Annotated in this window: 26 protein-coding genes; 16 read left to right on the forward strand and 10 right to left on the reverse strand. The window is 64.7% G+C overall.

All coding sequences use genetic code 11. The annotated features are described in order from the left end of the window. Positions 1-214: 214 nt before the first annotated feature. On the forward strand, positions 215-865 hold the full coding sequence (locus V8U06_RS08115) for a TetR family transcriptional regulator C-terminal domain-containing protein (RefSeq protein ID WP_226918053.1): 651 nt from the start codon (positions 215-217) through the stop codon (positions 863-865). A gap of 55 nt (positions 866-920) precedes the next feature. Here V8U06_RS08115 and V8U06_RS08120 read toward each other — a convergent pair whose 3' ends face one another. Then, positions 921-1,850 carry a DMT family transporter gene (locus V8U06_RS08120; RefSeq protein ID WP_427140223.1) on the reverse strand — a complete coding sequence of 310 codons (930 nt, stop codon included), beginning with the start codon at positions 1,848-1,850 and terminating at the stop codon, positions 921-923. A gap of 131 nt (positions 1,851-1,981) precedes the next feature. Here V8U06_RS08120 and V8U06_RS08125 point away from each other — a divergent pair, with 131 nt between their 5' ends. Beyond that, positions 1,982-2,614, forward strand: a complete 633-nt coding sequence (locus V8U06_RS08125) for an exopolysaccharide biosynthesis protein (RefSeq protein WP_427140224.1) — start codon at positions 1,982-1,984, stop codon at positions 2,612-2,614. A gap of 83 nt (positions 2,615-2,697) precedes the next feature. Here the strand turns inward: V8U06_RS08125 and preA are convergent, their stop codons facing one another. Together preA and V8U06_RS08135 are read right to left on the reverse strand one after the other, a co-directional pair. Further along, complete coding sequence (gene preA, locus V8U06_RS08130) at positions 2,698-4,011, reverse strand: NAD-dependent dihydropyrimidine dehydrogenase subunit PreA (RefSeq protein WP_427140225.1); 1,314 nt, start codon at positions 4,009-4,011, stop codon at positions 2,698-2,700. A 12-nt stretch (positions 4,012-4,023) separates the two neighbouring features. Further along, positions 4,024-5,385, reverse strand: a complete 1,362-nt coding sequence (locus tag V8U06_RS08135; protein ID WP_427140226.1) for an NAD(P)-dependent oxidoreductase — start codon at positions 5,383-5,385, stop codon at positions 4,024-4,026. 257 nt (positions 5,386-5,642) lie between these two features. Here V8U06_RS08135 and V8U06_RS08140 point away from each other — a divergent pair, with 257 nt between their 5' ends. From V8U06_RS08140 to V8U06_RS08180, 9 genes are all read left to right on the forward strand, one after another. Further along, complete coding sequence (locus V8U06_RS08140) at positions 5,643-6,596, forward strand: sugar-binding transcriptional regulator (protein ID WP_226918058.1); 954 nt, start codon at positions 5,643-5,645, stop codon at positions 6,594-6,596. Positions 6,597-6,775: 179 nt separating this feature from the next. Beyond that, the gene (locus V8U06_RS08145) at positions 6,776-8,089 is read left to right on the forward strand and encodes an ABC transporter substrate-binding protein (RefSeq protein WP_427140227.1); all 1,314 of its coding nucleotides are present in this window, start codon (positions 6,776-6,778) and stop codon (positions 8,087-8,089) included. Positions 8,090-8,346: 257 nt separating this feature from the next. Beyond that, the gene (locus V8U06_RS08150; RefSeq protein ID WP_226918059.1) at positions 8,347-9,219 is read left to right on the forward strand and encodes a carbohydrate ABC transporter permease; all 873 of its coding nucleotides are present in this window, start codon (positions 8,347-8,349) and stop codon (positions 9,217-9,219) included. Positions 9,220-9,231: 12 nt separating this feature from the next. Further along, on the forward strand, positions 9,232-10,056 hold the full coding sequence (locus V8U06_RS08155) for a carbohydrate ABC transporter permease (protein WP_427140228.1): 825 nt from the start codon (positions 9,232-9,234) through the stop codon (positions 10,054-10,056). A 36-nt stretch (positions 10,057-10,092) separates the two neighbouring features. After that, positions 10,093-11,094 carry an ABC transporter ATP-binding protein gene (locus tag V8U06_RS08160; protein WP_427140229.1) on the forward strand — a complete coding sequence of 334 codons (1,002 nt, stop codon included), beginning with the start codon at positions 10,093-10,095 and terminating at the stop codon, positions 11,092-11,094. After that, positions 11,091-11,864, forward strand: a complete 774-nt coding sequence (locus V8U06_RS08165) for an L-iditol 2-dehydrogenase (RefSeq protein ID WP_226918062.1) — start codon at positions 11,091-11,093, stop codon at positions 11,862-11,864. The genes V8U06_RS08160 and V8U06_RS08165 overlap by 4 nt, the downstream gene beginning before the upstream one ends. Before the next feature lie 57 nt (positions 11,865-11,921). Next, the gene (locus V8U06_RS08170; RefSeq protein WP_427140230.1) at positions 11,922-13,406 is read left to right on the forward strand and encodes a mannitol dehydrogenase family protein; all 1,485 of its coding nucleotides are present in this window, start codon (positions 11,922-11,924) and stop codon (positions 13,404-13,406) included. A gap of 69 nt (positions 13,407-13,475) precedes the next feature. After that, complete coding sequence (locus tag V8U06_RS08175; protein WP_427140231.1) at positions 13,476-14,168, forward strand: HAD family hydrolase; 693 nt, start codon at positions 13,476-13,478, stop codon at positions 14,166-14,168. Next, a complete protein-coding gene (locus tag V8U06_RS08180; RefSeq protein ID WP_427140232.1) occupies positions 14,168-15,751 on the forward strand; it encodes an FGGY-family carbohydrate kinase in 1,584 nt (527 codons plus the stop codon). The genes V8U06_RS08175 and V8U06_RS08180 overlap by 1 nt, the downstream gene beginning before the upstream one ends. 280 nt (positions 15,752-16,031) lie before the next feature. On the opposite strand, the gene V8U06_RS08185 is transcribed toward V8U06_RS08180, so the two are convergent. Further along, complete coding sequence (locus V8U06_RS08185; protein ID WP_427140233.1) at positions 16,032-16,826, reverse strand: response regulator; 795 nt, start codon at positions 16,824-16,826, stop codon at positions 16,032-16,034. Positions 16,827-16,989: 163 nt separating this feature from the next. Between V8U06_RS08185 and V8U06_RS08190 the strand changes: the two genes are divergently transcribed. The 3 genes from V8U06_RS08190 to V8U06_RS08200 all read left to right on the forward strand — a co-directional run bounded on the left by V8U06_RS08190 (position 16,990) and on the right by V8U06_RS08200 (position 19,360). Then, positions 16,990-17,169 carry a NepR family anti-sigma factor gene (locus tag V8U06_RS08190; protein WP_305854589.1) on the forward strand — a complete coding sequence of 60 codons (180 nt, stop codon included), beginning with the start codon at positions 16,990-16,992 and terminating at the stop codon, positions 17,167-17,169. Between the two features lie 7 nt (positions 17,170-17,176). Continuing rightward, positions 17,177-17,731 (forward strand): RNA polymerase sigma factor, encoded by a 555-nt coding sequence (locus tag V8U06_RS08195; RefSeq protein ID WP_427140234.1) that lies wholly within the window; start codon positions 17,177-17,179, stop codon positions 17,729-17,731. Between the two features lie 123 nt (positions 17,732-17,854). Further along, entirely contained in the window at positions 17,855-19,360 is a 1,506-nt protein-coding gene (locus tag V8U06_RS08200; protein ID WP_427140235.1) for a sensor histidine kinase, read from the forward strand. 12 nt (positions 19,361-19,372) lie between these two features. Here the strand turns inward: V8U06_RS08200 and V8U06_RS08205 are convergent, their stop codons facing one another. The 6 genes from V8U06_RS08205 to V8U06_RS08230 all read right to left on the reverse strand — a co-directional run bounded on the left by V8U06_RS08205 (position 19,373) and on the right by V8U06_RS08230 (position 24,341). After that, entirely contained in the window at positions 19,373-19,804 is a 432-nt protein-coding gene (locus tag V8U06_RS08205; RefSeq protein ID WP_427140236.1) for a hypothetical protein, read from the reverse strand. A gap of 65 nt (positions 19,805-19,869) precedes the next feature. Beyond that, on the reverse strand, positions 19,870-20,268 hold the full coding sequence (locus V8U06_RS08210) for a DUF883 family protein (RefSeq protein WP_427140237.1): 399 nt from the start codon (positions 20,266-20,268) through the stop codon (positions 19,870-19,872). A gap of 129 nt (positions 20,269-20,397) precedes the next feature. After that, positions 20,398-21,186: a heme ABC transporter ATP-binding protein gene (locus tag V8U06_RS08215; RefSeq protein ID WP_427140238.1), complete on the reverse strand. Its 789-nt coding sequence runs from the start codon at positions 21,184-21,186 to the stop codon at positions 20,398-20,400. A gap of 5 nt (positions 21,187-21,191) precedes the next feature. Further along, positions 21,192-22,313 carry a FecCD family ABC transporter permease gene (locus tag V8U06_RS08220; protein ID WP_427140239.1) on the reverse strand — a complete coding sequence of 374 codons (1,122 nt, stop codon included), beginning with the start codon at positions 22,311-22,313 and terminating at the stop codon, positions 21,192-21,194. Then, positions 22,300-23,253, reverse strand: coding sequence for a heme/hemin ABC transporter substrate-binding protein (locus V8U06_RS08225; RefSeq protein WP_427140240.1), 954 nt, complete (start codon positions 23,251-23,253; stop codon positions 22,300-22,302). Before V8U06_RS08225 ends, V8U06_RS08220 begins: the two co-directional genes overlap by 14 nt. 41 nt (positions 23,254-23,294) lie before the next feature. After that, entirely contained in the window at positions 23,295-24,341 is a 1,047-nt protein-coding gene (locus V8U06_RS08230; RefSeq protein ID WP_427140241.1) for a hemin-degrading factor, read from the reverse strand. A gap of 233 nt (positions 24,342-24,574) precedes the next feature. Between V8U06_RS08230 and V8U06_RS08235 the strand changes: the two genes are divergently transcribed. Beyond that, on the forward strand, positions 24,575-25,006 hold the full coding sequence (locus tag V8U06_RS08235) for a hypothetical protein (RefSeq protein ID WP_427140242.1): 432 nt from the start codon (positions 24,575-24,577) through the stop codon (positions 25,004-25,006). Positions 25,007-25,063: 57 nt separating this feature from the next. Next, on the forward strand, positions 25,064-25,951 hold the full coding sequence (locus V8U06_RS08240) for a TonB family protein (RefSeq protein WP_427140243.1): 888 nt from the start codon (positions 25,064-25,066) through the stop codon (positions 25,949-25,951). Positions 25,952-26,390 lie beyond the last annotated feature (439 nt).

Consider the following 26,390-nt stretch of genomic DNA (forward strand, 5'->3'; position numbering starts at 1 on the left):
AGCGCGATTGTTTTGTTTGCGCCGTCCGACTCAGCAGTTGCCTTTACTTGATAACTGACTGATAATTTGACCGGTTGGTAAACATTACAGCTTCCGTAGCGGCACTCAAGCCGAAAAACCAAAATCCTCGGATGAGCGCCCAGAAAATGGCGGCTGGTTAAACTGGTGAATTTGGCGGCACTTTTCCGCGGGACGGAAGAGCCGAGGGGGCACGATGGCATTACCGAGGGCGGCGAGGACTCAGCGGCGCACGCGCATCCAGGAGGAGAAGGAGGAGCGGATCCTCGAGGCGGCGCTGGAAGTGTTTTCGCTGCACGGGTTCCGCGGCGCCACGGTGGACCAGATCGCCGAGGTGGCGGGCATGTCCAAGCCGAACCTGCTCTATTATTTCCGCACCAAGGAAGCGATGCACCGGGCGCTCATCAATCGCGTGCTCGACACCTGGCTCGATCCGCTGCGCGAGTTCGACGCGGCGGGCAATCCCGTCTCGGAGATCCGCAGCTATATCCGGCGCAAGCTGGAAATGGCGCGGGATTTCCCGCGCGAAAGCCGGCTCTTCGCCAATGAAATCCTGCAGGGCGCGCCCAATATCGAGGACGAGCTGAAGGGGCCGCTGAAGGCGCTGGTCGACGAGAAGGCGGAGGTCATCCGGGCCTGGGCGAAGGCGGGCAAGATCGCCAAATGCGATCCCTATCACCTGATCTTCTCGATCTGGTCGACGACCCAGCACTATGCCGACTTCGACGTGCAGGTGCGCGCGGTGCTCGGGCAGGACCAGGCCGGCGAAGGCCGTTTCGAAGACGCCGCCCGTTTTCTCGAACAACTGTTCGTCACCGGCCTCAACATCCACGAACAGGTGGTGTGAGATTTCGTCCGCGCAAGTGCGGACGCTAATGGCTGCGCTTTTTTTATCGAGATCGTTAGTCCGGCAGCAATGCCATCAGCGCCAGCCCGCAGGCCGTGACCAGCGCGCCGGCCAGCACCGGCAGGCTGGCCCAGCCGTGGCCGAGCAGGCCTTCCAGCAGGATGATGAAGCTTGGCGTCAGGTAGCCGTAGCCGAGCACCTTTGAGGCCGGCAGGCGCATCGATGCATACTGCAGAAGCAGGAACGTGCCGGCCGTGGTGACGACGGCGAGATAGGTGACGGCGGCGTAGACGGCGAGGGGCAGGGCAGAGAAGTCGACCGCCAGAAGACCCTTGACGCCGGGCGGTATCAACCACAGCGTCGCGCCGACCGTGACCCAGAAGCCGAAGGCGACGGCGGGCTCGCCGCGGTCGAAGCGGCGGATCAGCGGCACATAGAGCGCATGGCAGATGACGCCGACGAAGAAGATCATCTCGCCCGCGCCGACATCGAAGGAGAGGATGGCGCCGATATCGCCGCGAAAGATCACCCAGACCGCGCCGGCGGCGGCGATGAGGAGACCGGCGAGCACGCCGGGGCGCGTCTTCTGGCCGAGTACGGGCAGGGCGAAGGCGGCGCTGAGGAGAGGCATCAGCGTGAAGACCGCACCGGTTGCAATCGGGCTGGTGAATTCCAGCGCCATGAACATGGTCAGCATGTAGATGGCGATAAGCCCGCCGAGCAGCAGGAAGCGCCAGGCCTGCCGCGGCAGGGCGAGGGGAATGCGGAAGGCGCCGAAGGCGAGCGCAGCCATGACGGCGATGGTGAGGATGTAGCGCCAGAGCATCAGCGGCTCTGCCTCCATGTAGCGCGCGGCAAGCCCGCCGAAGGAGAAGGAACCGGCGATCAGCACCGCGAAGAGCAGCATGGCGAGATGCCCCTTCAGCTTTTCGCGGCCTTTCGCGTGCGTGGAAAGGCCCGTCGGGGTCGGCATACGCTTCGTCAAGAAAATCACCCTATTGTCAGCGGCGCGGCCTGCTCATAGACGCGGGGAAGGCGGCGCGCCAGCCCCTGAGGCTCCCCACAGGAAAGCCGCAATCGCCGCGCATAGGCCGGCGGCATTCGAAAGGACATTTCATGACGACGGCAATTGGCTTCAAGGATACGGATCGCAAGACGAGCGAACTGCTCGAGGACATCCTCCATTCGATCAAGGGCGAGCACATCACGCTGCGCGACCTCCTGTCGATGATGGGTGAAAGCGGCCTGCTCCTGCTGTGCGCCTTCCTGTCTTTGCCGTTCCTGTTTCCGGTGTCCATTCCCGGCGTCTCCACTGTCTTCGGCGCGGGCATCGTGCTGATCAGCGCGGCCATTACGCTCAACCGCCTGCCCTGGCTGCCGGAAAAGGTCGCCGACCGGCGGCTGGAGAGCGGCAAGCTGCGCCCGGTGCTGCAGCGCGGCGTCACGTTCCTGCGCAAAATCGACCGCTTCTTCAAGCCGCGCATGACGGGCCTCACCTCCGGCGCGGTGATGAACCGCGTGAACGGGCTGGTGCTGATGGGGGCGGGGGTGCTGCTCATGGCGCCGCTCGGGCTCATTCCCTTCTCCAACACGCTTCCGGGCGTTGCCATCCTGCTGCTCGCCGCGGGCATCTCGCAGCGCGACGGGCTGGTGGTGATTGCGGGCTATGTGATGGTGGTGCTGACCATCGTCTACTTTGCGGCGCTGGCGTTCCTTGCCTATAGCGCTGGAAACAGTTTCCTCGGCTAAATCGCCGCCGGCACGCCGGTAGAGCGGGCGCTACGTCGATAGAATCGAAAAGGCCGGAGCATCTCGCACCGGCCTTTTCGTTTTCACTCCGCAGCCTGCTTCGCCATCGGGTTGTTCGGGTGGGTCGTCCAGTTGGCGTAGTTGGGATCGACCGGCTTGCCGGTGCGCTGGTCGAGCGTGCCGGGATCGAGTTCCACCATGGTGATGCAGTTCTCGACGGGGCAGACGTTGACGCAAAGATTGCAGCCGACGCATTCGTCTTCCATCACCTCGAAATGCCTGACGCCGTTGACGAACTGCGTGATCGCCTGGTGCGAGGTGTCCTCGCAGGCGATGTGGCAGCGGCCGCACTTGATGCAGGCATCCTGGTCGATGCGGGCCTTGGCGATATAGTTGAGGTTGAGGTACTGCCAGTCCGTGACATTCGGCACGGCGCGGCCGCAGATGTCGTCGAGATTGCGGTGACCCTTGGCGTCCATCCAGTCGGAAAGGCCGGAGATCATTTCCTGCACGATCTTGAAGCCGTAGGTCATGGCCGCCGTGCAGACCTGCACGTTGCCCGCGCCAAGCGCCAGGAACTCGGCGGCATCGCGCCACGTCGTCACGCCGCCGATGCCGGAGATCGGCAGGCCGTAGGTTTCCGGGTCGCGGGCGATCTCGGCCACCATGTTGAGCGCAATGGGTTTTACCGCCGGGCCGCAATAGCCGCCATGGGTGCCCTTGCCGCCGACCGTCGGGTTTGGCGCGAAGCTTTCGAGATCGACGGAGACGATGGAGTTGATCGTGTTGATCAGCGAAACGGCGTCGGTGCCGCCGGCCTTGGCCGCACGGGCGGGCTTCCTGATGTCGGTGATGTTGGGCGTCAGCTTGGTGATGACGGGCATGCGCGTGTACTGCTTGCACCAGCGCACGACCATCTCGATATATTCCGGCACCTGGCCGACCGCCGCGCCCATGCCGCGCTCGGACATGCCGTGCGGACAGCCGAAGTTGAGTTCGATGCCGTCCGCGCCGGTCTCCTCGACCAGCGGCAGGATCGCCTTCCACTCCGCTTCCTCGCAGGGCACCATGATCGAGGCGATCAGCGCCCGGTCCGGCCAGTTCATCTTGACCTGCTTCATCTCGACGAGGTTGGTGTAGAGATCGCGGTCGGTGATGAGCTCGATATTGTTGAGGCCGAGGAGCCGGCGGTCGGCGCCCCAGATGGCGCCGTAGCGCGGGCCGTTGACGTTGACGACCGGCGGGCCCTCCGAGCCCAGCGTCTTCCAGACCACGCCGCCCCAGCCCGCCTTGAAGGCGCGCTCGACATTGTAGGCCTTGTCGGTCGGCGGCGCGGAGGCGAGCCAGAACGGATTGGGCGACTTGATGCCGACGAAGTTGTTGCGAAGATCAGCCATGTCTCATCTCCCTCAAGCGACGGCAGCGGAAGGCTGCGCGCCGGCAGCCAGCATGCGGTTGATCGAATCGGCGGCGTCGCGGCCCTGTGCGACGGAGGTGACCGTCAGGTCCTCGCCGGCCTTCACGCAGTCCCCGCCTGCCCAGACATTGGCGAGCGAGGTGCGGCCTTCGGCATCGATGGCGATGCGGTTGCCCGCCATGGCGAGGGAGCCGAGCCCGGCGGCCTCGAAGGTCTGGCCGATGGCCTTGAAGATCTGGTCGGCGGCAAGCGCCCCGGTCTCTCCCGTGCCGACGAGCTTGCCGTCGCGCATTTCGGTATATTCCACTTCGATGCCGGCGACGTGGCCGTCCTTGGCGATGACGCGCCTGGGCTGCAGCCAGTGGCGGATCATCACGCCCTTGGAGGCGGCGAGGTCCTGCTCGAAGGGAGAGGCGTTCATGTGCTCCTTGCCACGGCGGTAGCAGATCGTCACCTCCTCGGCGCCGAGCAGCTTGGCCTGCACGGCGGCGTCGATGGCCGTCATGCCGCCGCCGATGACGACGACGCGCCGGCCGACCGGGACGGTGGCCTTGTCGGTTGCCTGGCGCAGTTCCGCGATGAAATCGACGGCGTCGGTGACGCCGGGAAGGGTTTCCCCTTCCGCACCGAGCGCGTTGACGCCGGCAAGACCCATGCCGAGGAAGACGGCGTCGAAATTGGCGGTGAGGTCGGCGAGCGTGAAGTCGCGGCCGAGCTTCAGGCCGTTCTTCACGTCGATGCCGCCGACGGCCAGCACGTAGTCGACTTCGCGCTGGGCGAAATCGTCGACCGCCTTGTAGGTGGCGATGCCATATTCGTTGAGGCCGCCAGCCTTCTCGCGTGCCTCGAAGATCACGACATCATGGCCGTTCACCGCGAGACGGTGCGCGCAGGCAAGGCCTGCCGGACCTGCGCCGACGACCGCAACGGCCTTGCCGGTGCGCGCTGCGCGCTCGTAGAAATGCTTGTTCTCCGTCATCGCGACATCGGTCGCGTAGCGCTGCAGGCGGCCGATTTCCACGGGGCGGTGCTCCGCGGTGTTGCGCACGCAGGCCTGCTCGCAGAGCGTCTCGGTGGGACAGACGCGGGCGCACATGCCGCCAAGGATGTTCTGGTCGAAGATCGTCTTGGCCGAGCCGATGGGATTGCCCGTCGAGATCTGGCGAATGAACAGCGGAATGTCGATGGAGGTGGGACAGGCCGTCATGCACGGCGCGTCGTGACAGAAGTAGCAGCGATCGGCTGCGACCAGCGCCTCATGGTCGTCGAGGCGCGGGTGGAGGTCGGAAAAGTTGGTCTCGTATTCGGCCGGCGCAAGACGCCCCCGATGAATCCCAGATTGCGTCGTTCCCATTGTTATCTCCCATTCGTGTGGGCTTTTTGGATGAGAGAACGGTAACTCAGCTTTATTTTTTTATCAAACGGTAAAAGTTCAAAAGAAATGCTGGTTTTTCAAGGCTTGCGGCAAAATAAAACATGAGATTCCCGGTTATCTTTTCCTTGCCTCAAGGGTGCGGCGCAACCGCGCCTGTCCTTGCTGCGCCACCAGATGCCGTTTGACAGGTGACCGGAAAAGATGCAGCAAATCGTGTACAACAACCGGGGTAGACGATGGCGAAGCGGACGGAAACGGCCGGACGACTGGACGATGCGGCAAGGGCCGGCTGGCTCTATTACGTCGCCGGCCGCACGCAGGACGAAATCGCCGCCGCTATGGGCATTTCCCGCCAGTCGGCGCAGCGTCTGGTTTCGCTCGCCGTCGCCGAACGGCTGATCAAGGTGCGCCTCGACCATCCCATTGCCGAATGCCTGGAACTGGGCGAACAGCTCAAGCGGAAGTTCGCTCTCGTGCATGTCGATATCGTGCCGGGCGATCCGGGCTCGACCTCGACGACGATCGGCATCGCCGAAGCGGGGGCGGCGGAAATCGAGCGCTGGCTGAAGACCCCGGAACCGATCGTGCTGGCGGTCGGCACGGGGCGTACGCTGAAGGCGGCGATCGACCAGCTTCCGACCATGGAATGCCCGCAGCACCGGATCCTGTCGCTGACGGGCAATATCGGTCCCGATGGTTCGGCCGCCTATTACAACGTCATCTTCTCCATGGCCGACGCGGTCAAGGCGCGGCACTATCCGATGCCGCTGCCGGTGCTCGTCTCCTCCATCGAGGAGCGGGACCTCCTGCACCGGCAGAGCCTTGTGCAGTCGACGCTGCAGCTCGGGCGCGAGGCGAATGTGGCCTTCGTCGGTATCGGCGAGCTTGGGGCGGATGCGCCGCTCTGTCTCGACGGCTTCCTCGATCCGGAGGAAATGGCGCGGCTGATGGCGGACGGGGCCGCGGGCGAAATCTGCGGCTGGATGTTCGACCGCAACGGCAAGCTGCTCGAAGGCAGCATCAACGAGCGCGTTGCCTCCGTGCCGCTGCCGTCCCGCGAGACGACCACGGTCATCGGCCTTGCCAAGGGCAAGCGCAAGTATCTCGCCCTTCTGGCCGCCCTTCGCGGCGGCATGATCAACGGCGTCATCACCGACGAGTCGACCGCGCGCTACCTGCTTTCGGCCTGAGCGACGCATTTCCGGACGCAAGACGGGCGCCCGCTTCATAAAAATTCCCCATGAAATTCAATGGAGGTTGCCTCGCATTGTGCGGTGCAGCAACGAATGGCCGTTGACTTCCCGTGCCATAATATGGGTAATTGCTCACGAGCGAAGCAAATGCTCATTACTCTTCTGGGAGGAAGACAATGAATTTGAAAACCCTTCTGCTGGGCACCTGCTCGGCTGCTCTCCTGTGCGGTTTTGCTAATGCGGAAACCCTCACCATCGCCACCGTGAACAACGGCGACATGGTCCGCATGCAGGGGCTGACGGACGATTTCACGAAGAAGAACCCGGACATTCAACTCGAGTGGGTGACGCTCGAGGAAAACGTGCTGCGCGAACGCGTCACGACCGACGTCGCGACGAAGGGCGGCCAGTACGACATCATGACCATCGGCACCTATGAGGTTCCGATCTGGGCAAAGCAGGGCTGGCTGGTGCCGCTCGACAATCTCGGCGCCGACTATGACGTCGACGACCTGCTGCCGGCCATCCGCTCGGGCCTGACCGGCGACGACGGCAAGCTCTATGCCGCGCCGTTCTACGGCGAATCCTCCTTCGTCATGTACCGCAAGGACCTGATGGAGAAGGCCGGCCTCACCATGCCCGATGCCCCGACCTGGGACTTCATCGCCGATGCCGCGCGCAAGATGACGGACCGCACTGCCGGCATCAACGGCATCTGCCTTCGCGGCAAGGCAGGCTGGGGCGAGAACATGGCCTTCCTGACGGCGACCGCCAACGCCTTCGGCGCCCGCTGGTTCGACGAGAACTGGAAGCCGCAGTTCGACCAGCCGGAATGGAAGAACGCGCTCGACTTCTACGTCAAGCTGATGAACGACGCCGGCCCGCAGGGTGCATCCTCGAACGGCTTCAACGAGAACCTGGCGCTGTTCCAGCAGGGCAATTGCGGCATGTGGATCGACGCCACGGTCGCCGCCTCGTTCGTCTCCAACCCGAAGGAATCGACGGTTGCCGACAAGGTTGGCTATGCGCTCGCTCCCGACACGGGTCTCGGCAAGCGCGGCAACTGGCTCTGGGCCTGGAACCTCGCCATCCCGGCCGGTTCGCAGAAGACGGAAGCGGCCGAGAAGTTCATCGCCTGGGCAACGAGCAAGGAATACACCCAGCTCGTCGCCGAGAAGGAAGGCTGGGCCAACGTTCCTCCGGGCACGCGCTCCTCGCTCTATGCGAATGCCGAATACCAGAAGGCAGCGCCCTTCGCGAAGATGACGCTCGACTCGATCAATGCGGCCGACCCGAAGAATCCCTCGGTCAAGCCGGTGCCCTATGTCGGCGTGCAGTTCGTCGCCATCCCGGAATTCCAGGGTCTCGGCACGACGGTCGGCCAGCTCTTCTCGGCCGCGCTCGCCGGCCAGATGCCGGTCGACGATGCGCTTGCGCAGGCACAGCAGGCCGCCGTGCGCGAGATGACCCGCGCCGGCTACATCAAGTAAGCACCTCCTCCCCAAGGACGGGCTGCCCGGGATGCGTTCCGGGCAGCCGATGAAACGGGGAGGGCTGAATTCCGGACCAGCCCCTCACTGCCTGACGGCATCCTCTCCCCCAGTCGGGGTCGGGAATGATGGCCGCACCGCTCCCCTTCGCCCCGCTGCGGGGAGAAGGTCCCGGCAGGGGGATGAGGGGCAGTCTGTCCTGCACTGTACGACATGACCGCATCGGCCGGCGTACCGGCCCCGGGGAGGAGAAAATCATGGCGACGGAGAACACGCGCGGTCTTGCGCGGCTGATGTTGGCGCCCTCTGTGGGGCTGCTGCTGATCTGGATGATCGTGCCATTGGCGATGACGCTGTGGTTCTCGTTCCAGAACTACAATCTGCTCAATCCGGCCAATGTGAGCTGGACGGGCCTCTTCAACTACCAGTTCTTCTACACCGATCCAGCCTTCTTCCAGTCGATCTGGAACACGCTGCTGATCGTGGTGGGCGTGCTCGCCATCACCGTCATCGGCGGCACCGCGATCGCATTGCTGCTCGATCAGCCGATGTGGGGGCAGGGGATCGTGCGCATCCTGGTGATCTCGCCCTTCTTCGTCATGCCGCCGGTCGCCGCACTGGTCTGGAAGAACATGATCATGCATCCGGGCTACGGCGTGCTCGCGGATATCAACCGGTCGCTCGGACTGCAGCCGGTCGACTGGTTCGCCCAGTACCCCCTGACCTCGATCATCATCATCGTCGCCTGGCAGTGGCTGCCCTTCGCCACCCTCATCCTGCTGACGGCCCTGCAATCGCTCGACGGCGAGCAGAAGGAAGCCGCCGAAATGGACGGCGCGGGCTTCGTCTCCCGCTTCATCTATCTGACCGTGCCGCACCTTGCCCGCTCGATCACCGTCGTCATCCTCATCCAGACGATCTTCCTGCTCGGCGTCTATGCGGAGATCCTCGTCACGACCAATGGCGGTCCGGGTTACGCATCCACCAACCTGCCGTTCCTGATCTATCGCACCGCGCTGCTCGGCTACGACGTCGGCGGGGCATCCGCCGGCGGCATCATCGCCGTCATCCTCGCCAATATCGTCGCCTTCTTCCTGATGCGCGCCGTCGGCAAGAACCTCGACAAGTAAGGGGACAAGATCATGGCACGAGCTGTTTCAAACCGCCGCATTGCGGTTGCATCCATCGCCGCCTGGATCGTGGCGCTGATCATCTTCTTCCCGATCCTCTATACGATCATCACCTCGTTCAAGTCGGAGAACGAGGCGATCCAGGGCTTCAGCCTGATCCCGTCCGGGACCATCGAGAGCTATGCCGCCGTGCAGGCGCAGAGCAACTACTTCAAGTTCTTCCTGAACTCTGTGATCATCTCCGTCGGCTCCACGCTGCTCGCCCTGATCATCTCGGTTCCGGCCGCCTGGTCGATGGCCTTCTCGCCGACGAAGAAGACCAAGGACATCCTGATGTGGATGCTCTCGACCAAGATGATGCCGGCCGTCGCCGTGCTGGTGCCGATCTACCTCATCTTCCGCGACACCGGCCTGCTCGACAGCCGCATCGGCCTCACCGTCATGCTGACCATGATCAACCTGCCGATCGTGATCTGGATGCTCTACACCTACTTCCGCGAAATCCCCGGCGAGATCCTCGAGGCCGCCCGCATGGATGGCGCGTCGCTGTGGGGCGAGATCGTCTATGTGCTGACGCCGATGGCGGTGCCGGGCATCGCCTCCACCATGCTGCTCAACATCATCCTGGCCTGGAACGAAGCCTTCTGGACGATCCGCCTGACGACGACCAACGCTGCGCCGCTGACCGCCTTCATCGCCTCGTTCTCGAGCCCCCAGGGTCTCTTCTGGGCGAAACTCTCGGCCGCCTCCACGCTCGCCATCGCCCCCATCCTGATCATGGGGTGGTTCAGTCAGAAACAGCTTGTCCGCGGCCTGACCTTCGGCGCCGTGAAGTAAACGAAAGATCGGGGAGGAAACCCCCAGGAGGCAACAATGGGCAAGATCATTCTCAAAAAGGTCAACAAGTCCTTCGGCGCGACGCAGGTCATCCCGGGCATCGACCTGACCATCAACGACGGTGAATTCGTCGTCTTCGTCGGCCCCTCGGGCTGCGGCAAGTCCACGCTCCTGCGCCTTATCGCCGGCCTCGAGGACACGACATCGGGCACCATCGAGATCGATGGCAAGGACGTGACGGGAGCAGCACCCGCAAAGCGCGGCCTTGCCATGGTGTTCCAGTCCTACGCGCTCTATCCGCATATGAGCGTCGCCAAGAACATCGCCTTCCCCTTGAAGATGGCGAAGATGGATCAGGCGGCGATCGACAAGAAGGTGACGGAGGCCGCGCGCGTCCTGAACCTCACCAATTACCTCGACCGGCGACCGGGACAGCTTTCCGGCGGTCAGCGCCAGCGCGTGGCCATCGGCCGTGCGATCGTGCGCGAACCGTCGGCCTTTTTATTCGACGAACCGCTGTCGAACCTCGACGCGGCGCTGCGCGGCACGATGCGGCTGGAAATCAGCGAACTGCATCATCAGCTCAAGACGACGATGATCTACGTCACGCATGACCAGGTGGAGGCCATGACCATGGCCGACAAGATCGTGGTGCTGAATGCCGGCAATATCGAGCAGGTCGGCTCGCCGCTCGATCTCTACAACAAGCCGGACAACCTGTTCGTCGCCGGCTTCATCGGCTCGCCGCGCATGAACTTCGTCAAGGGCGAGGCCGCCAGGCCGTGGAATGCGCCCACCGTAGGCATCCGGCCCGAACACATCCGCCTCTCCAAGGAAAGCGGCAGCTGGAAGGGGCTCGTCGGTGTCGCCGAGCATCTCGGCTCCGACACGTTCCTGCATGTCAATGTCGAGGGCATCGGCATGGTGACGGTGCGGGCGGGCGGCGACTTCCCCGTCACCCATGGCGATACCGTCTACCTCACCCCCGAGGAGGGCCGCATCCACCGCTTCGACGACAAGGGGCTGGCAATTCGATGAAGAGGCTGGAGGGCAAGAGCGCGCTGATCACGGGATCGGCGCGCGGCATCGGCCGCGCTTTCGCGGAGGCCTATATCCGCGAAGGCGCCCGCGTCGCCATCGCCGACATCAACATGGAGCGGGCGCAGGCGACCGCGAAGGAAATCGGCCCTGCGGCCTATGCCGTGCAGATGGACGTGACGCAGCAGGCCTCCATCGATGCGGCCATAGCGGCCTGCGTGAAGGAGGCCGGGGGTCTCGATATCCTCGTCAACAACGCCGCGCTCTTCGATCTCGCGCCCATCGTCGAGATCACGCGCGAGAGCTACGACAGGCTGTTTTCGATCAACGTCGCCGGAACGCTGTTCACGCTGCAGGCGGCGGCGCGGCAGATGATCGCGCAGGGGCGCGGCGGCAAGATCATCAATATGGCAAGCCAGGCCGGCCGGCGCGGCGAGGCGCTCGTCGCCGTCTATTGCGCCACCAAGGCGGCGGTCATCAGCCTGACCCAGTCGGCGGGGCTGAACCTCATCAAGCACGGCATCAACGTCAATGCCATCGCCCCCGGCGTGGTGGACGGCGAGCACTGGGACGGCGTCGACGCTCTGTTTGCCAAATACGAGAATCGGCCGCTCGGCGAGAAGAAGCGTCTCGTGGGGGCGGAGGTGCCCTTCGGCCGAATGGGCACGGCGGACGACCTCACCGGCATGGCGCTCTTCCTTGCCTCGCAGGAGAGCAACTACGTCGTGGCGCAAACCTACAACGTCGACGGCGGCAACTGGATGAGCTGAGCCCGCGATGGCGGACCCGGCACGAGACAAGACCGGACCAACCGGAAGGAATGGACCATGACCACGAAACTGTCGCTCGCCACCCTCGACGCGGTCGAAAAGACCGCAGGCGTGCCATCCTATGCGCGCGGCAGCCTTGCGGCGGGCATCGTCCACTTCGGCGTCGGCAATTTTCACCGGGCGCACCAGGCGGTCTATCTCGACGACCTCTTCAATCTCGGCCTCGATCATGACTGGGCGATCGTCGGCGCCGGCGTACTCCCATCCGACGCCGCCATGCGCGAGAAACTTGCCGGGCAGGATTTCCTGACGACGGTGGTCGAGCAGGACAATAACCGCTCCGGCGCGCGCGTCACCGGCGCGATGATCGACTACCTCGCGCCCGGCAACGCGGCGGCGACCGTCGCGCGCCTTGCCGATCCGGCGATCCGCATCGTCTCGCTGACCATCACCGAGGGGGGTTACTTCATCAATCCTGCCTCGGGCATCTTCGACCCCGCCCATCCGGCCATCGCCGCCGATGCCGCCAACCCGGCGGACCCGAAGACCGTTTTCGGTCTCATCCTTGCCGGCCTGAAAGTCCGCAAGGACAAGGGCATCGCGCCCTATACGGTCATGTCCTGCGATAACATTCCCCACAACGGCAAGGTGACGCATGCGGCCGTATCCGGTCTCGCGCGCCTCTCCGACCCCGGTCTTGCCGACTGGATCGACGCCAACGTCGCCTTTCCGAACGGCATGGTCGACCGGATCACCCCGGCGACCGGTGCGCGCGAGATCGGCATCGTCGCCGACGACTACTCTATCGACGACGCCTGGCCGGTCTTCTGCGAAGAGTTCAAGCAATGGGTGCTGGAAGACAATTTCCCTGAGGGACGCCCGGCGCTGGAAAAGGTCGGCGTGCAGTTCGTGCCCGACGTGGCGCCCTACGAGCACATGAAGATCCGCATTCTCAACGGTGGCCATGCCGCCATCGCCTATCCGGCCGCCTTGCTCGATATCCATTTCGTACACGAGGCGATGGAGGATCCGGATATCCGCGCCTTCCTCGGCAAGCTGGAGCGCGAGGAGATCATTCCGGTCATCCCGCCCGTGCCGGATACCGACCTCAACGACTATTACGCCCTGATCGAGCGGCGCTTCTCCAACCCGAAGATCGCCGACACGATCCCGCGCCTTGCCCAGGACGGCTCCAACCGGCAGCCGAAGTTCATCCTGCCTTCCACCGCCGACCGGTTGTCCCGCGGCGAGGATGTGACCGGTCTTGCGCTGGTCTCGGCCCTTTGGTGCCATTATCTTGCCGGCGTGACGGACAGCGGCAAGGCGATCGCCTTCAACGACCCGAACATCGACCGCATCCATGCGGCAGCGACCGCGGCAAAGAACGATCCGCAGGCCTTCCTTGGTCTGGGGGACATTTTCGGCGCTGTCGCGAATGCCGGCCTCTTCATCCGACGCTTCACCGATGCCCTGCAATCGTTGCAGCAGAATGGCACGCGGGCGACCTTGAGGCGCTATCTGGACAATGCTCTGTCGAGCTGAGGCCGGAGGGGCTTTTCATCTGATGGGGCAGACAGTACCAACGGGGGCCTGAAACGGAACGGAAAAGCCATGGCCGCCAACGCGACAGATCTCGTCATTTTCGATTGCGACGGCGTGCTCGTCGACAGCGAGCCGATCTCGATTTCCGTGCTGGTAGAGGCGCTGGCAGCGGCGGGCGTGGCGATGAGCGAGGCCGAAGCGCACGAGCGCTTCCTTGGCCGCAGCCTGAAAAGCATGTCGGAAATCCTGCATGACGACTATGGCCTTGCGGTCGATGCGGCGTTCCTGGAGACCATGCGCAAGGCGCTCTATGCGCGTTTCCGCTCCGAACTTCAGCCGATCGACGGCGTTGCCGAGACCGTGGACCGGCTCGGCATCGCCCATTGCGTCGCCTCCTCCAGCCAGCCGGAACGCATTCGCCTCTCGCTTTCCGTCACCGGCCTCATCGACCGTTTCGAGCCCAACATCTTCAGCGCCAGCATGGTGACGCATGGCAAGCCGGCGCCCGACCTTTTCCTGCACGCGAGCGCCAGCATGGGGATTACGCCCGGCAGATGCGTCGTCGTGGAGGACAGTCCGGCGGGCATCATGGCGGCGAAATCGGCCGGCATGCGCGTCGTCGCCTTCACGGGTGGCTCGCATGCGCGCACGCCGCAGCACCGCGAGGCCTTGATGGCCCTCGGCCCCGATGCCCTGTTTGACGACATGCGGGAATTGTTACAGTTTGTCCGCAACGAAAAGGGCGGCGGGAAAGAACATTGATGCGCGATCTGATCGTTGCGGTGGACATCGGCACGGGGAGCGCGCGTGCCGGTGTGTTCGACCGGAGCGGCACGATGCTCGGCCGTGCGGAACATCCCATCGCCATGCGGCGGCCGAGCGCCGATCTTGCCGAGCACGATTCCGAAGATATCTGGCAGGCGGTCTGCACCGCCGTGAAGGCGGCCTGCAAGGCGGCCGACGCCCCGGCGGCGCGCGTTGCCGCTTTCGGTGTCGATGCCACTTGTTCGCTCGTCGTTCGCGACACGGCGGGAAATCCGCTTGCGGTGTCCGGCGGCGAGGGCGAACGGTGGGACACCATCGTCTGGCTGGACCATCGCGCGCTGGAAGAGGCCGATCTCTGTACCGCGACCGGCCACCCGGTCCTTGCCCATTCCGGCCGCGTCATGTCGCCGGAAATGGAAATGCCGAAGCTGATGTGGCTGAAGCGCCAGCGGCCGGGGCAATGGGCGAAGGCCGGCTATTTCTTCGACCTTGCCGATTTCATCACCTGGCGGGCGACGGGGTCGAATGCCCGCTCGCGCTGCACGATGACGGCCAAGTGGAACTATCTCGCCCATGAGACGGCGCCGTGGCGCGCGGACTTCCTGAAGGCGGTCGGGCTGGAGGACGTGCGGGAGCGTGGCGGCCTGCCCGACGAGACCGCGCCCGTCGGCGCAGCCGTCGGCCGGTTGACGAAGGACGCGGCGGAGGCGCTCGGGCTCGATACGGATTGCGTGGTCGCGGCAGGCCTCATCGACGCCTATGCCGGTGCGCTCGGCGTGCTCGGCTCCTTTGCGGGTGAGCCGGAAAAACTGGAGCGTCAACTGGCGCTGATCGGCGGCACGTCGAGCTGCATCGTCGCTTTTTCGCGTTCGGCGAAATTCGGCCTCGGCCTGTGGGGGCCGTATTACGAGGCGGTGCTGCCGGGCTGGTGGCTGGTGGAGGGCGGCCAGTCGGCGACGGGTGCGCTGCTCGATCATGTGGTGCGCGCGCACAGCGCCGGGGGCGAGCCGACGGCGGCAAATCATGCCCGCATTCTCGCGCGCATCGCCGTGTTGCGGGCAGAGGAGGGCGAGGCTTTCGGCACGCGGCTGCATGTGCTGCCGGATTTCCATGGCAACCGGTCGCCGCTTGCCGATCCGCAGGCGCTCGGCGTGATCAGCGGCCTTGCGCTCGACGCCTCCTTCGACGGGCTCTGCTGCCTCTATTGGCGGACCGCCGTCGCCATCGCGCTCGGCATTCGCCATATCCTGGAAACGATGGGCGAGGGCGGCTATCTGCCCGATACGCTGCATGTCGCCGGCGGCCATTTGCGCAATCCGCTGCTGATGGAACTCTACCGCGACGTCACCGGCTGCCGGCTCGTCGTGCCCGAGGCGGGCGACGCCGTGCTCTTGGGAAGCGCGATGGCGGCGGCCGTTGCCGGCGGACTTCATGGCGACCTGCCGTCCGCGGGAAGGGCGATGCATCCGGGTGGCCGCACGCTGCTGCCCGATGCCGGCCGCAAGGCGGGCTATGACCGGGACTATCGCCGTTTCCTTACGCTTTACCGCCACCGCGCGGAGCTGGAAGCGATGCCTTGAAAAATTCCTGAAAAAATTTGCAACCGGGTGGAACCAAATCTCCGGTCGCGTGTTTTCTTGTCGTCACCGGTCTACGCATATCCCCCAAATGCGAGGCCCTCGACTGGTGATCGACCACGATACCGTGTCCCCCTCCGGTCCGTGGATACTCAAGCAGCCAGTGCCCCTCCGGCGCTGGCTGTTTTCTTTTGTGCCTATGGCAAAGACAAAGAAAAGGCGGCGGTGGGCGTGCCGCACCACCGCCGCCGCCGCGCCGCCGCTGCGGCATCCGGGAGCGGGATCAAGCCGCTGCGCGGGTCTGCGGCGTGAAGAGGAGGGCCTGGTTGATCAGGACCTTCACCTGCTCCGGGTTGAACGGCTTGGAGACGAGGAAGGCCGGCTCCGGCCGCTCGCCCGTCAGCAGCCGTTCGGGATAGGCCGTGATGAAGATGACGGGAATGTTGGTGCGGGAGAGGATCGTGTTGACGGCGTCGATACCGGAGGAGCCGTCGGCGAGCCGGACATCGGCGAGCACGAGGCCGGGCCGGCTGTCGCTCCAGAGCGTTTCGGCCTCGGCCTGGGTGCGAGCGATGCCGGTGACGCGGTGGCCCATGCCGCTGACCATATGGGCAAGGTCGAGTGCGATCAGCGGCTCGTCCTCGATGATCATGATGCCGGTTTCCGCCTGGGCGGCGATTTCCGCAAAGGCCGCATCGAGCAGGGCGCGCACCGCGCTCGCCTGCGCTTCGAGAATCTCTGCGGTCTTGTCGACGGAAAAGCCCTCGACGGTGGCTAGCAGCAACGCCTGCCGGCCGAGCGGGGGAACGCCCGAGAGATCGTAGGGCGCTTCGGCGCCCGGCTTGATCGTACCGGCACCGCGGCTCACCGAGACCGGCAGGGACGAGATGATGCGGCTCAGAAGGCCGAAGAGCCTTGCCTTGTCGTCTTCTCCTTCCGGCAGCACGGAGGGATCGATGAGGATGGTTTCGAGCGTGGCTGCCACATAGGCGTCGCCCGAAGACTGCGTGCCCGTGAGGGCGCGGGCATAGCGGCGAAGGGCCGGAAGGTGCGGCCCGATACGGTCGGAAATCGGCATATTTTGTCCCCTGTTCACAAATTGCTGCAATCGCAGTTGACGGTTTGAACGCGGGAACCAAATTTAGGTTCCGAACAGGGGAACTTTTTTTGACACCGGGCATTTCCACGCCGAATTCGTCAGAAGGGCGTGTATGAACTTGAGAGTGGCAAGAGAGACGAGCGTGAACAAGCAGAACCCCGGGAGGCAATCTCCCCCAAAGGTGAATGATCCGAATGCGCAGATCGCAATGAAGCTGCGCACGTTCTATCATTCCGTACAGGATGAGGCGCTTCCCCAGAGGTTCCTGGATCTTCTCGAAAAATTGGATGCTGTCGAAAGCAGCGTGCAACGGGCCGAGTGAGGACGTGATGGACCAGGGACAGACGACTTTCAAGCGCGAGTTGCTGGCAGTACTGCCGAGCCTGCGCGCCTTCGCCATTTCCCTCATCGGCCGCCACGACCAGGCGGACGATCTGGTACAGGACACCATCATGAAAGCCTGGGCCAAGCAGGAACAGTTCGAGATGGGCACCAACATGAAGGCCTGGCTCTTCACGATCCTGCGCAACGAGCTTTACAGCAAGCTGCGCAAGCGCGGCCGCGAAGTGCAGGATTCCGAGGGCATCTTCACCGAGAACCTGGCGCAGCACCCCTCGCAATACGGTTCGCTGGATATGCAGGATTTCAAGAAGGCCTTGGAAAAGCTGCCGGACGAACAGCGCGAGGCGATCATCCTCGTCGGTGCCTCGGGCTTCTCCTATGAGGAAGCGGCGGAAATCTGCGGCTGCGCGCTCGGCACGATCAAGAGCCGCGTGAACCGCGCCCGCCAGCGCCTGCAGGAGCTGCTGCAGGTAAGCGGCGAAAGCGATTACGGGCCGGACGCGATTTCCGCGCCGATCACCTCGCGCGCATTCGCATCGTGAATGAAAACGACAAGCCGCCCGTCTTCCCGACGGGCGGCGCATGAAGTGAGGGGATAGGCGCGAATCTGCACCCTGCCGCGTATGACGGATGAAAACGGGGATGGAATCGCGTACCGGAGACCTATGAAGGACAATATCCAGCCTCTGCCGTTTGAAGTTGCCGCGGTTCTGGGCGCGCCCGACCGTCTGGCGGCGCTCGACGCGGCCATGCCGGTCTTTCTCGGTCCCGATGCCGATTTCGACGATATCACCGCGCTTGCCGCCGCGCTCTTCGAGGCGCCGATCGCGCTTGTCACCGTGCTCGGCCGTACGGACCAGTGGTTCCTCGCCCGCCAGGGCACGCCCGAGATCCGCGCTCCCTCCGAAGACTCCTTCTGCGCGCGCCTGATCACGTTGTCGTCCGGCGAGCCGCTCGCTGTCCGCAATGCGCTGGAAGATCCGCGATTTTCGTCTCTGCCGAGCGTGGTCGGTGAGCCGCATCTGCGTTTTTATGCCGGTGCGCCTGTGACCATCGACGGTCGGGCGGTCGGGACGGTCTGCATCTTCGATATAAAGCCCCGGACGGAAATCGCCCCCGACCTCTTGCCGCGCCTGAAACGGCTGGCGGCGCTCGCTGCCTCGCTGATCAAGCTGAAGGATGAGGCACGGCGGCGGACCCTTGCGGCCGAAGTGCTGTCGCGCGACGAGAAGCGCCATGCACTGGCGCTGGACGCGGCCAATGTGGCAAGCTGGCTGTGGGATATCCAGACGGGCATGGTCTCGGGCAACGAGACCTTCTATCGCATGCTCGGCATCAAGCCCGCCAAACCGATGCGCGCGCGGAAATTCTTCACCTCCGTGCATTCCGCTGACCGCAAGATGACCATCGGGCGCCTGCGCAATGCGCTTGCCACCGGCAAGGAATATGACGGCCTGTTCCGCGCGGCAAAATCCGGACGCTGGCTGCTCGGCCGCGGGCGCGTGCACGAATGGGACGCGGACGGGCGGCCGACGATCTTCCTCGGCATCAATGTCGACGTCACCGAGGGGCAGCTTGCCTCCGAGCGCACGCGCCTCCTGCTGCGCGAGCTTAACCACCGGGTCAAGAACACGCTCGCCATGCTGCAATCGCTGGCGCGCCAGACATTGCGGCAGACGAGCGATCCCGTCGAGTTCATGGATGCCTTCGCCGGACGGCTGCAATCGCTCTCCGAGGCGCATGGTCTGCTGAGCGATCACGAATGGGGCGTCATTCACCTGAAGATGCTGCTGCAGAAGCAGATCATGCCCTATGCCTTCGATTACGAAAGCCAGGTCGAAATCCACAAGGACGAGGTGGAACTGGGGCCGGACCAGGCTGTCGGGCTCGGCCTCGTTTTGCACGAGCTTGCGACCAATGCCCGCAAATACGGCGCACTGTCGGTGCGTTCCGGCAAGGTGGTGATCACCGCGCGCGTGGTGAACGAAGATGAGCAGCGCGTGCTCAACATGACCTGGCACGAAGTGGGTGGACCGCCGGTCGATCCGAACGGTCGTCGCGGCTTCGGTTCGGTGCTGATCGAACGCAGCCTCGACAAGATCCTCGGCAGCAGCGTGCATGTCGAGTATCTGCCGAAGGGCGTGACCGCCGTCGTGCGGATGCCGCTTTAAAAAACTGAAAAATCAATCGTCGTCGCGGCGGGATTTCGGCGCCAGCAGGAAGCCGAGGGCGAGCGCCACGGCCGTGGCGGCGAAGGGTTTCTTCACCGCAACGGTGGCCGCCGCCGCCATCAGGTCCCGCCGGGCTGCAAGCTGCTGGCGGCGGATGCGGCGCAATTCGCGCTCACGCTTGTTGCGTGCGGCAACGATGGCCAGCACGATGAGCGCAAGCAAAAGGAAGCCGCCGGCAAGGCCGAAGAGGGCGGGTACGGTGCCGTAGCGGTCGGAGAGCGCCACCGCGGTGCCCACGAGAGCGAGCACATAGGCTGTCACGAGCAGGGTGCCGATAAAGAGGCCGGCAATGGCATTGCGCTTGGCGATGTCCATCGTTTCGTCCACCCGGTCGGTGACGCGGGTGACGAGGTTCTGGATGAGAATGGCCCCCAGTGACAGCATGCCGGTCGTGCTCCGAATTCGTAAGAGAGAAGGGGACGCCTGACGGCGTCCCTGATCGCGTGGCGTCAGCGCCGCAGCAGGGTGGCAAGCAGGAAGCCGGCGGCGGCTGCAACGCCGAGCGTCGCCAGCGGGTTCTCCTTGACGGCCTGCCGCGCCTTGCGGCCGGAATCCTGATAGCGGGCCTGGAATTCGGCGAGAATGTCCTCGCCGGCGGCGATCATGCTCTTGATGTCGCCTTCCGCCCGGTCCTTGAGGCCATGGGCGGCATCGCTGACGTCTGCCTTCACCGCGCGTGCCTTGCGGCGAATGCGGCCTGCGCCATCGGCGGCGTCATTGGCGAGAAGGCCGGCGAGCGCCGCGATTTCCGCGCGCAGTTCCGCGATCTGGTCCTCGACCGCCTGCGCGTCGTCCTGGATGCTGCTGCGAAGGGTCTTGCTGCGGGATGAAAACAGTCCGTTGGCCATGCCGTTTCTCCTTGTTACGGTCACTCGCGGCGATGCGCGAGCCGAACAGCGCTCCACCCCCTTGGCGGAACGGTCTTTCGGGGCGGTAAACGTGGAGCGTGGAGAAAAGTTCCGTAAGGCGCTGGAAAATCAGGCCGAAGCGGTATGTGGCAGCACGAAAGGCACGCCGGCTGCGGGCACGCCGTTGATGCGCATGCGGCAGCCGAAGACGGCTTCCATGGCATCGTCGGTCATCACCTCGGCGGGTGGGCCGGAGCGTTCGATGCGACCGTTCTTCATCATCACCATATGGTCGGCGAACATCGCGGTGAGGTTGAGATCGTGCATGACCGCGATCACCCCGCCGCCGCCCTCGCAATAGCGCCGGGCGAGCTGCATGATGGTGAGCTGGTGGCGGATGTCGAGCGCGGAAACCGGCTCGTCCAACATCAGGAAGCAGGGCTCGCCGTCGAGCACCGGCTCCCAGATCTGCGAGAGCACGCGGGCAAGCTGCACGCGCTGTTGCTCGCCGCCGGAGAGTTCCTGGTAGAACCGGCCGGCAAAACCCGCGAGGTCGACGGCGCCAAGCGCTTCGGCGGTGACGGCATCGATGCGATCGGCATGGCGGTTCGGGCCGACGGTGAGGCCGAGGCGAACGATCTCGCGCACCGTGAAGGGGAAGGCGATGGTGGCGGCCTGCGGCAGCACGGCGCGCTTGATGGCGAGCTGCCAGGGCTGCAGCGCGCGCACGTCATGGCCGTTGAGGCTGATGTCGCCCTTGCTGGCGAGTTCGCCGGCGATGGCCTTCAGCATCGTCGTCTTGCCCGAACCGTTGGGGCCGACGATGGCGGTGATCTCGCCGGGCTTTGCGGTCAGCGATACGCCGTGCACGATGGTCTTGCCGGAAAGGCTGACCGAGAGGTTCTTTGCGGTGATCATGCGTTCTACCAGCCGTTCCGGGTGCGGTCGCGCAGCAGGACCCAGAGGAAGAAGGGCGCGCCGGCAAGCGCCGTGATGATGCCGATGGGCAGTTCGGCGGGGGCGACGATGGTGCGGGCCAGCATGTCGGCGCCAAGCAGCAATACGCCGCCGAGCAGGGCCGAGGCCGGCAACAGGTAGCGATGGTCCGGGCCGATGACGATGCGCAGGAGATGCGGCACGACGATGCCGACGAAGCCGATGCCGCCGCTGACCGCGACCGACGCGCCGACCGCGCCGGCCACGGCGACGATGGCGACATATTTCAGATGCTGCACCTTCACACCCATGTGGAAGGCGGCGGCCTCGCCGAGCGTGATGGCGTTGAGGCCGCGGGACAGGAACGGCACGACGACGAGCGCCAGCAGAATGATCGGACCGGCGGCGAAGAGCTTCAGCCACGTCATGCCCGAAAGCGAGCCGAGACCCCAGAAGGTGATGTCGCGCAGCTGCTTGTCGTCGGCCATGTAGATGAGGATGCCGGTGACGGCGCCGGCGAGCGCCGAGATGGCGATACCGGCCAGCAGCATGGTGGCGACGGAGGTCTGGCCGCCGCGCGTCGCGATGCGGTAGAGCAGCAGCGTGGTCAGCAGGCCGCCGCCGAAGGCCGCGAGCGGCAATGCATAGGCGCCGAGCGAGAGCATCACGCCGGCCGGCAGGCTGCTGCCGAGCACGATCATCAGCACCGCGCCGAGTGCCGAACCGGAGGAAATGCCGACGAGGCCGGGATCGGCGAGCGGATTGCGGAAGAGGCCCTGCATGACGGCGCCGGACATGGCGAGCGCCGCGCCGATGAGGAAGCCGAGCAGGGCGCGCGGCATGCGGATGTCGAAGACGATGATGCGATCGCGCACGCTGAGCGCGGTGTCCTCCGCGCCGGTCAGCAGCGCACCGATGACATTGGTCGCGGAAGCATCCGAAGCGCCGGTGGCGATCGACAAGGCGAGCGCGACGATCGAGAGGATGACGAGCGCGGCAAGGGTCATGCGGGCGATGGCCGTCCGGTCGCCGGCGGCCTTGGCCTGACCGGAACGCATCAGAAGGGAGCCGCGCGCGAGCGGGCCGCGCATCGCATCATTGAGAGACATTGCCGGATTTGCCGTAGAATTTCTTGTTGAGATCGGTGATGGCCGAAGCGGTGCGCGGGCCGAAGCCGAGCAGGTGCAGGCCGTCCATGCGCACCACGGACTTGCTCGCCGCCGCCGGGGTCACGGAGATGGCGGGATGGGCGAGGATCTCGTCGTCGCTGCTGCCATGGCTGCCGCCGCGCGTCATGACCAGGATGACGTCTGGCTTGGCGTTGATGATCGCCTCGTCGGTGATCGGCTTGTAGCCGTCGAAGGTGTTGTCCGTGGCGTTGATGCCGCCGGCAAGGCCGATGATGCCATCGGCCGCTGTACCCTTGCCCGCCGCCATGACGCGGCCGCCCTGGAAGCTGAGGACGAAGAGCACACGCTTGCGTTCGCTTTCGGGCCGCTTGGCGGCATCGGCGATAGCCGCGTCGAGTTCCGCGCCGACCTTTTCCTCCAGCGCCTTGGCCTTTTCCGGCACGCCGAGGAACTGGCCGACGACGTCGATCTTCTTCAGGATCGCATCGCGGTCATAGCCTTCCGGCACGGTTGCGAAGGGAATGCCGGCGCTCTTGAGCACGGCCAGCGCATCGGCCGGACCGCTGCCCTCGACGGCGAGGATGGCGGTCGGATTGACGGCGATCACGCCTTCCGGCGAGAGCGCGCGCATGTAGCCGACATCCGGCAGCGTCATGGCCGCTTCCGGATACATGCTGGTGGAGTCGCGGGCGACGAGGCGGCCCTCTTCGCCCAGCGCATAGATGATTTCCGTGACCGCGCCGCCGATCGCCACGAGCTTCGAGGTGTCGGCCTGCTGCATCTCCTGCGCGACGGCCTTGCGGATGAAGCCGCCGTCGCCGGCGGCCGTCAGCGGCAGCAGCATCGGAGCCGAAAGCGCAAGGACGGTGAGGGCCACTTCCCACGGGCGGGCGCGGCGGAAATCGAAGCTCTTGCTCATGGCGGTGGTCCTTCGCAGTTTTTCTGGCGCGGTTTTCGGGCTCAGGCGGCGGCGCTGTCCGGTCGTGGCAGGTTGCCGAGGATTTCGCGCCAGTCGGCACGCTCGTCCATGCCTTCCTTGCGCTTGCCGAAGAACTGGATGACCATCTCGCCGTTCGCGTCATAGGCCTCGAGCGAGGTGACGTGGCCGTCCGATGTCGGCTTGCGCACCACCCAGCACTCGGCGATGTGGTCGGTGCGCAGGTGCATGTGGAAGGTCGGATCGAGCACGTTGATCCAGGGACCCATCGGCTGGATGTTCTTCACCGGACCGGTATGGATCTGGATCGTGCCGTGGTTGCCGACGAAGCACATGATGTCGGTGCCGCGTTCGGCGGAAGCGTTCAGCAACTGGGTGACGGAATCGGCGCGCACCTCATGGGCGAAGTCCTCGCCGACGCTGCGCACGGCATCCTGGCGGGCGATCTTCAGCTTGCGCAGCATGCCGAAGAACTGGTGGGTGTCCGTCATGGCGCTCCAGTTTTCGCGCAGCGCGGCGACGTCGACCGGACCGGTCTCGACGGTCTTTTCCGCGATGACTTCGACGAATTCCTGCGACTGGTCCTCCAGGCGGAAGTCGGCGACGATGGCGTCATAGGCTTCGAGGCTGGAGGCGGGACGCAGGTGCACCTTGTGCACGGCATTGCCGGCCTTGTCGAAGAACTGCAGGCTGCGGCGAACCTGGTCGCCGTCGGTCTTCGTCACGGCGAAGCCATGCGCCCAGGTGCCGGGGAAGATGCGCAGGTCGATGTTCTCGCCGAGCACGATGGAGGCGTGCTTGCCGGTGTTGATCTTCTCGAAGACGCCGATCTTCTCGTGCACGACGCTTTCGTTGCGGGTCAGCGCCATGACCTCGCCGAGCGCTTCCGAACGCTCCAGGAAACGGTTGGCGTCGCCATCGATACGCACGGCCGTCAGACCCACCTCGGCGGCCACGAGCGCGGCTTCCGAAATGCCGAGCTGGGCGGCGACGTCGCGTTCGCGCATCTTCGGGTTCTCGGCGCGGAAGGCGCGGATTTCGGCGGGGGTCGGGCGGGTCGTGTTGGTCATGGCGCGGCCTTCATCGAGATGCGGGTTTGCCCCTGCCGATCCTTCTCCGCCAATAAATTTTCTTGGCGAAACAGGAGGTTGAGGGGGATTTTGATGTTTTCTATCTTGACTTCATTACTCATATTTATCTATGCACGCAATACCGGAGCGGCAAAGTCATGTTAATTCTTTGCACGGCGGCCGGATAACGGATTGCAGCCGATGCCCCGGCGCCAGAAGAAACAGGCAGGCCCATGACCCTACGCACCCTTCTCGTCTCCGCGATGTTTTCCGCTGTGGCCCTTTCGGGCGCGGCGGCTGAGGAGGCCGCTGTGGCCAAGGGGCTGGATGTGGAGCTGAACGCGCTGGCGAGCTCGCAGAAGGGTTGCCTCTTCACCTTCGTCGCGCAGAACGGCTTTGACCGGAATGTCGCCAAGGTCTCGTTCGAATTCGTGATCTTCAACGTCAAGGGCACTGTCGAGCGCCTGGCGCTGCTCGATTTCCGCGACCTGCCGGCGGGCAAATCCAAGGTGCGCCAGTTCGACGTGCCAGGCATCAAGTGCGAGGGCGTGAAGAACCTGCTGATCAACGATGCGCCGGTCTGCGAAGGCGAGGGGCTCGAGAAGGGCCGCTGCATGGACGGCATCGTCACGCGCAGCAAGGCGGCCGCTGGTCTGGAAGGTTGAGTTGAGTGGCGCTGCGCATGAAGCGGCGGCGTCTGGAACGGAATGACGGGTGATATCATGGCTGGTAGCAAGTGGCTCTGGATCGGTGCGGGTGCCTTTTCCCTGCTCGCTCATGCCGGCGCGGCCGCAATCCTCACCATGACGCCGGCGCCGCAGGCAGAAGAGGCGATGATCGCCGGTGGCGTCGTCGCGGAAGTGGCGATGCTCGGCAATGGCGCGTTCGAGGCGGTGGAATCGGGCAATCCCGAAGACGCGATCACGCCCGAGACGATCCAGCCCGACATTTCCGAGCCCGTGCCGCAGGAATTGGCGGAAATCCAGCCGACCGAGATCCAGCCGATGGAGATCGCCCCCGTCGATCCCGTTGCCTCCGAACCCGTTCAGGAACTCATCGTTCCCTCCGCCGAGGTGGAGATCGCTGCGATCCCGGTCCCGGAAATCAAGCCCGAGGTCGAGCCGGAGCAGGAGATCAAGCCGGTTCCCGAGGTGAAGAAGGAAGAGCCGGTCAAGAAGGTCGAGCGCAAGAAGCCGAAGCAGAAGATCGTCAAGAAGGCCGGCGAAAAGGGCAAGGCCAAGGAGAATGCCACCAAGGGCGAGGTCGACGGTTCGGCGGATGTGAAGACCGCCTCCGTCGGCGGCCAGAAGAAGGGCAATTCCTCCGCGGCCGGCAATGCCGCCGTCAGCAATTATCCGGGCAAGGTGCGCAACAAGATCAATCGCGCCAAGCGGCGCGCGCCGGGCGGCGAGCGCGGCAGCGTGGTCGTAAGCTTCGTCGTGGGGTCCGGCGGGCAGGCGAGCGGCATTCGCATCGCGCGCAGTTCCGGCAGTTCGGCGCTCGATCAGGCGGCGGTCGATTCGGTGCAGCGCGCCGCTCCCTTCGCCAAGATTCCGGACGCCGCGGGCCGGTCGTCCTGGGCTTTCAACGTGCCGATCGTCTTCAACTGAGATCGCTTTTCCCGCCGTCCTCAAGCCGGCGGGATTTTTTGTCGGAAAATATGACTTTAATAGTCATGTTTATACTTTACTCTGAAAATCAAGTTTTGTAGGTTGCCCCCGAACTGAGGCTCCGCCCTTCGCGGAGTTCCAAAGGGGATGCTGCATGAATGGAATGACGGCTGGCCGCATCGAGGCGGTCTTGAAGGCGGCGATTGCGGAGCGTGACCGGCGCATTGCGGATCTGGAGCGCCAGCTTGCCGCGCTGAGGAAGCAGATGGCGGCGACGCAGGAAGGCGCACCGACTGCAACGCCGCCGGTGGACCAGCGCGCAGCCCAGCCGCCGCGCGGCGTCGATGTCACCAAAGTCAAGCGCCGCACCGGCGAAGCGGAGAGGAAGGCGATGCGCGAGAAGCACAGGCAACAGCAACTGGCGCGCCAGCGGCAGGAG

This window comes from Shinella sp. G-2 (genome assembly GCF_050172695.1).
Lineage (GTDB): Bacteria > Pseudomonadota > Alphaproteobacteria > Rhizobiales > Rhizobiaceae > Shinella.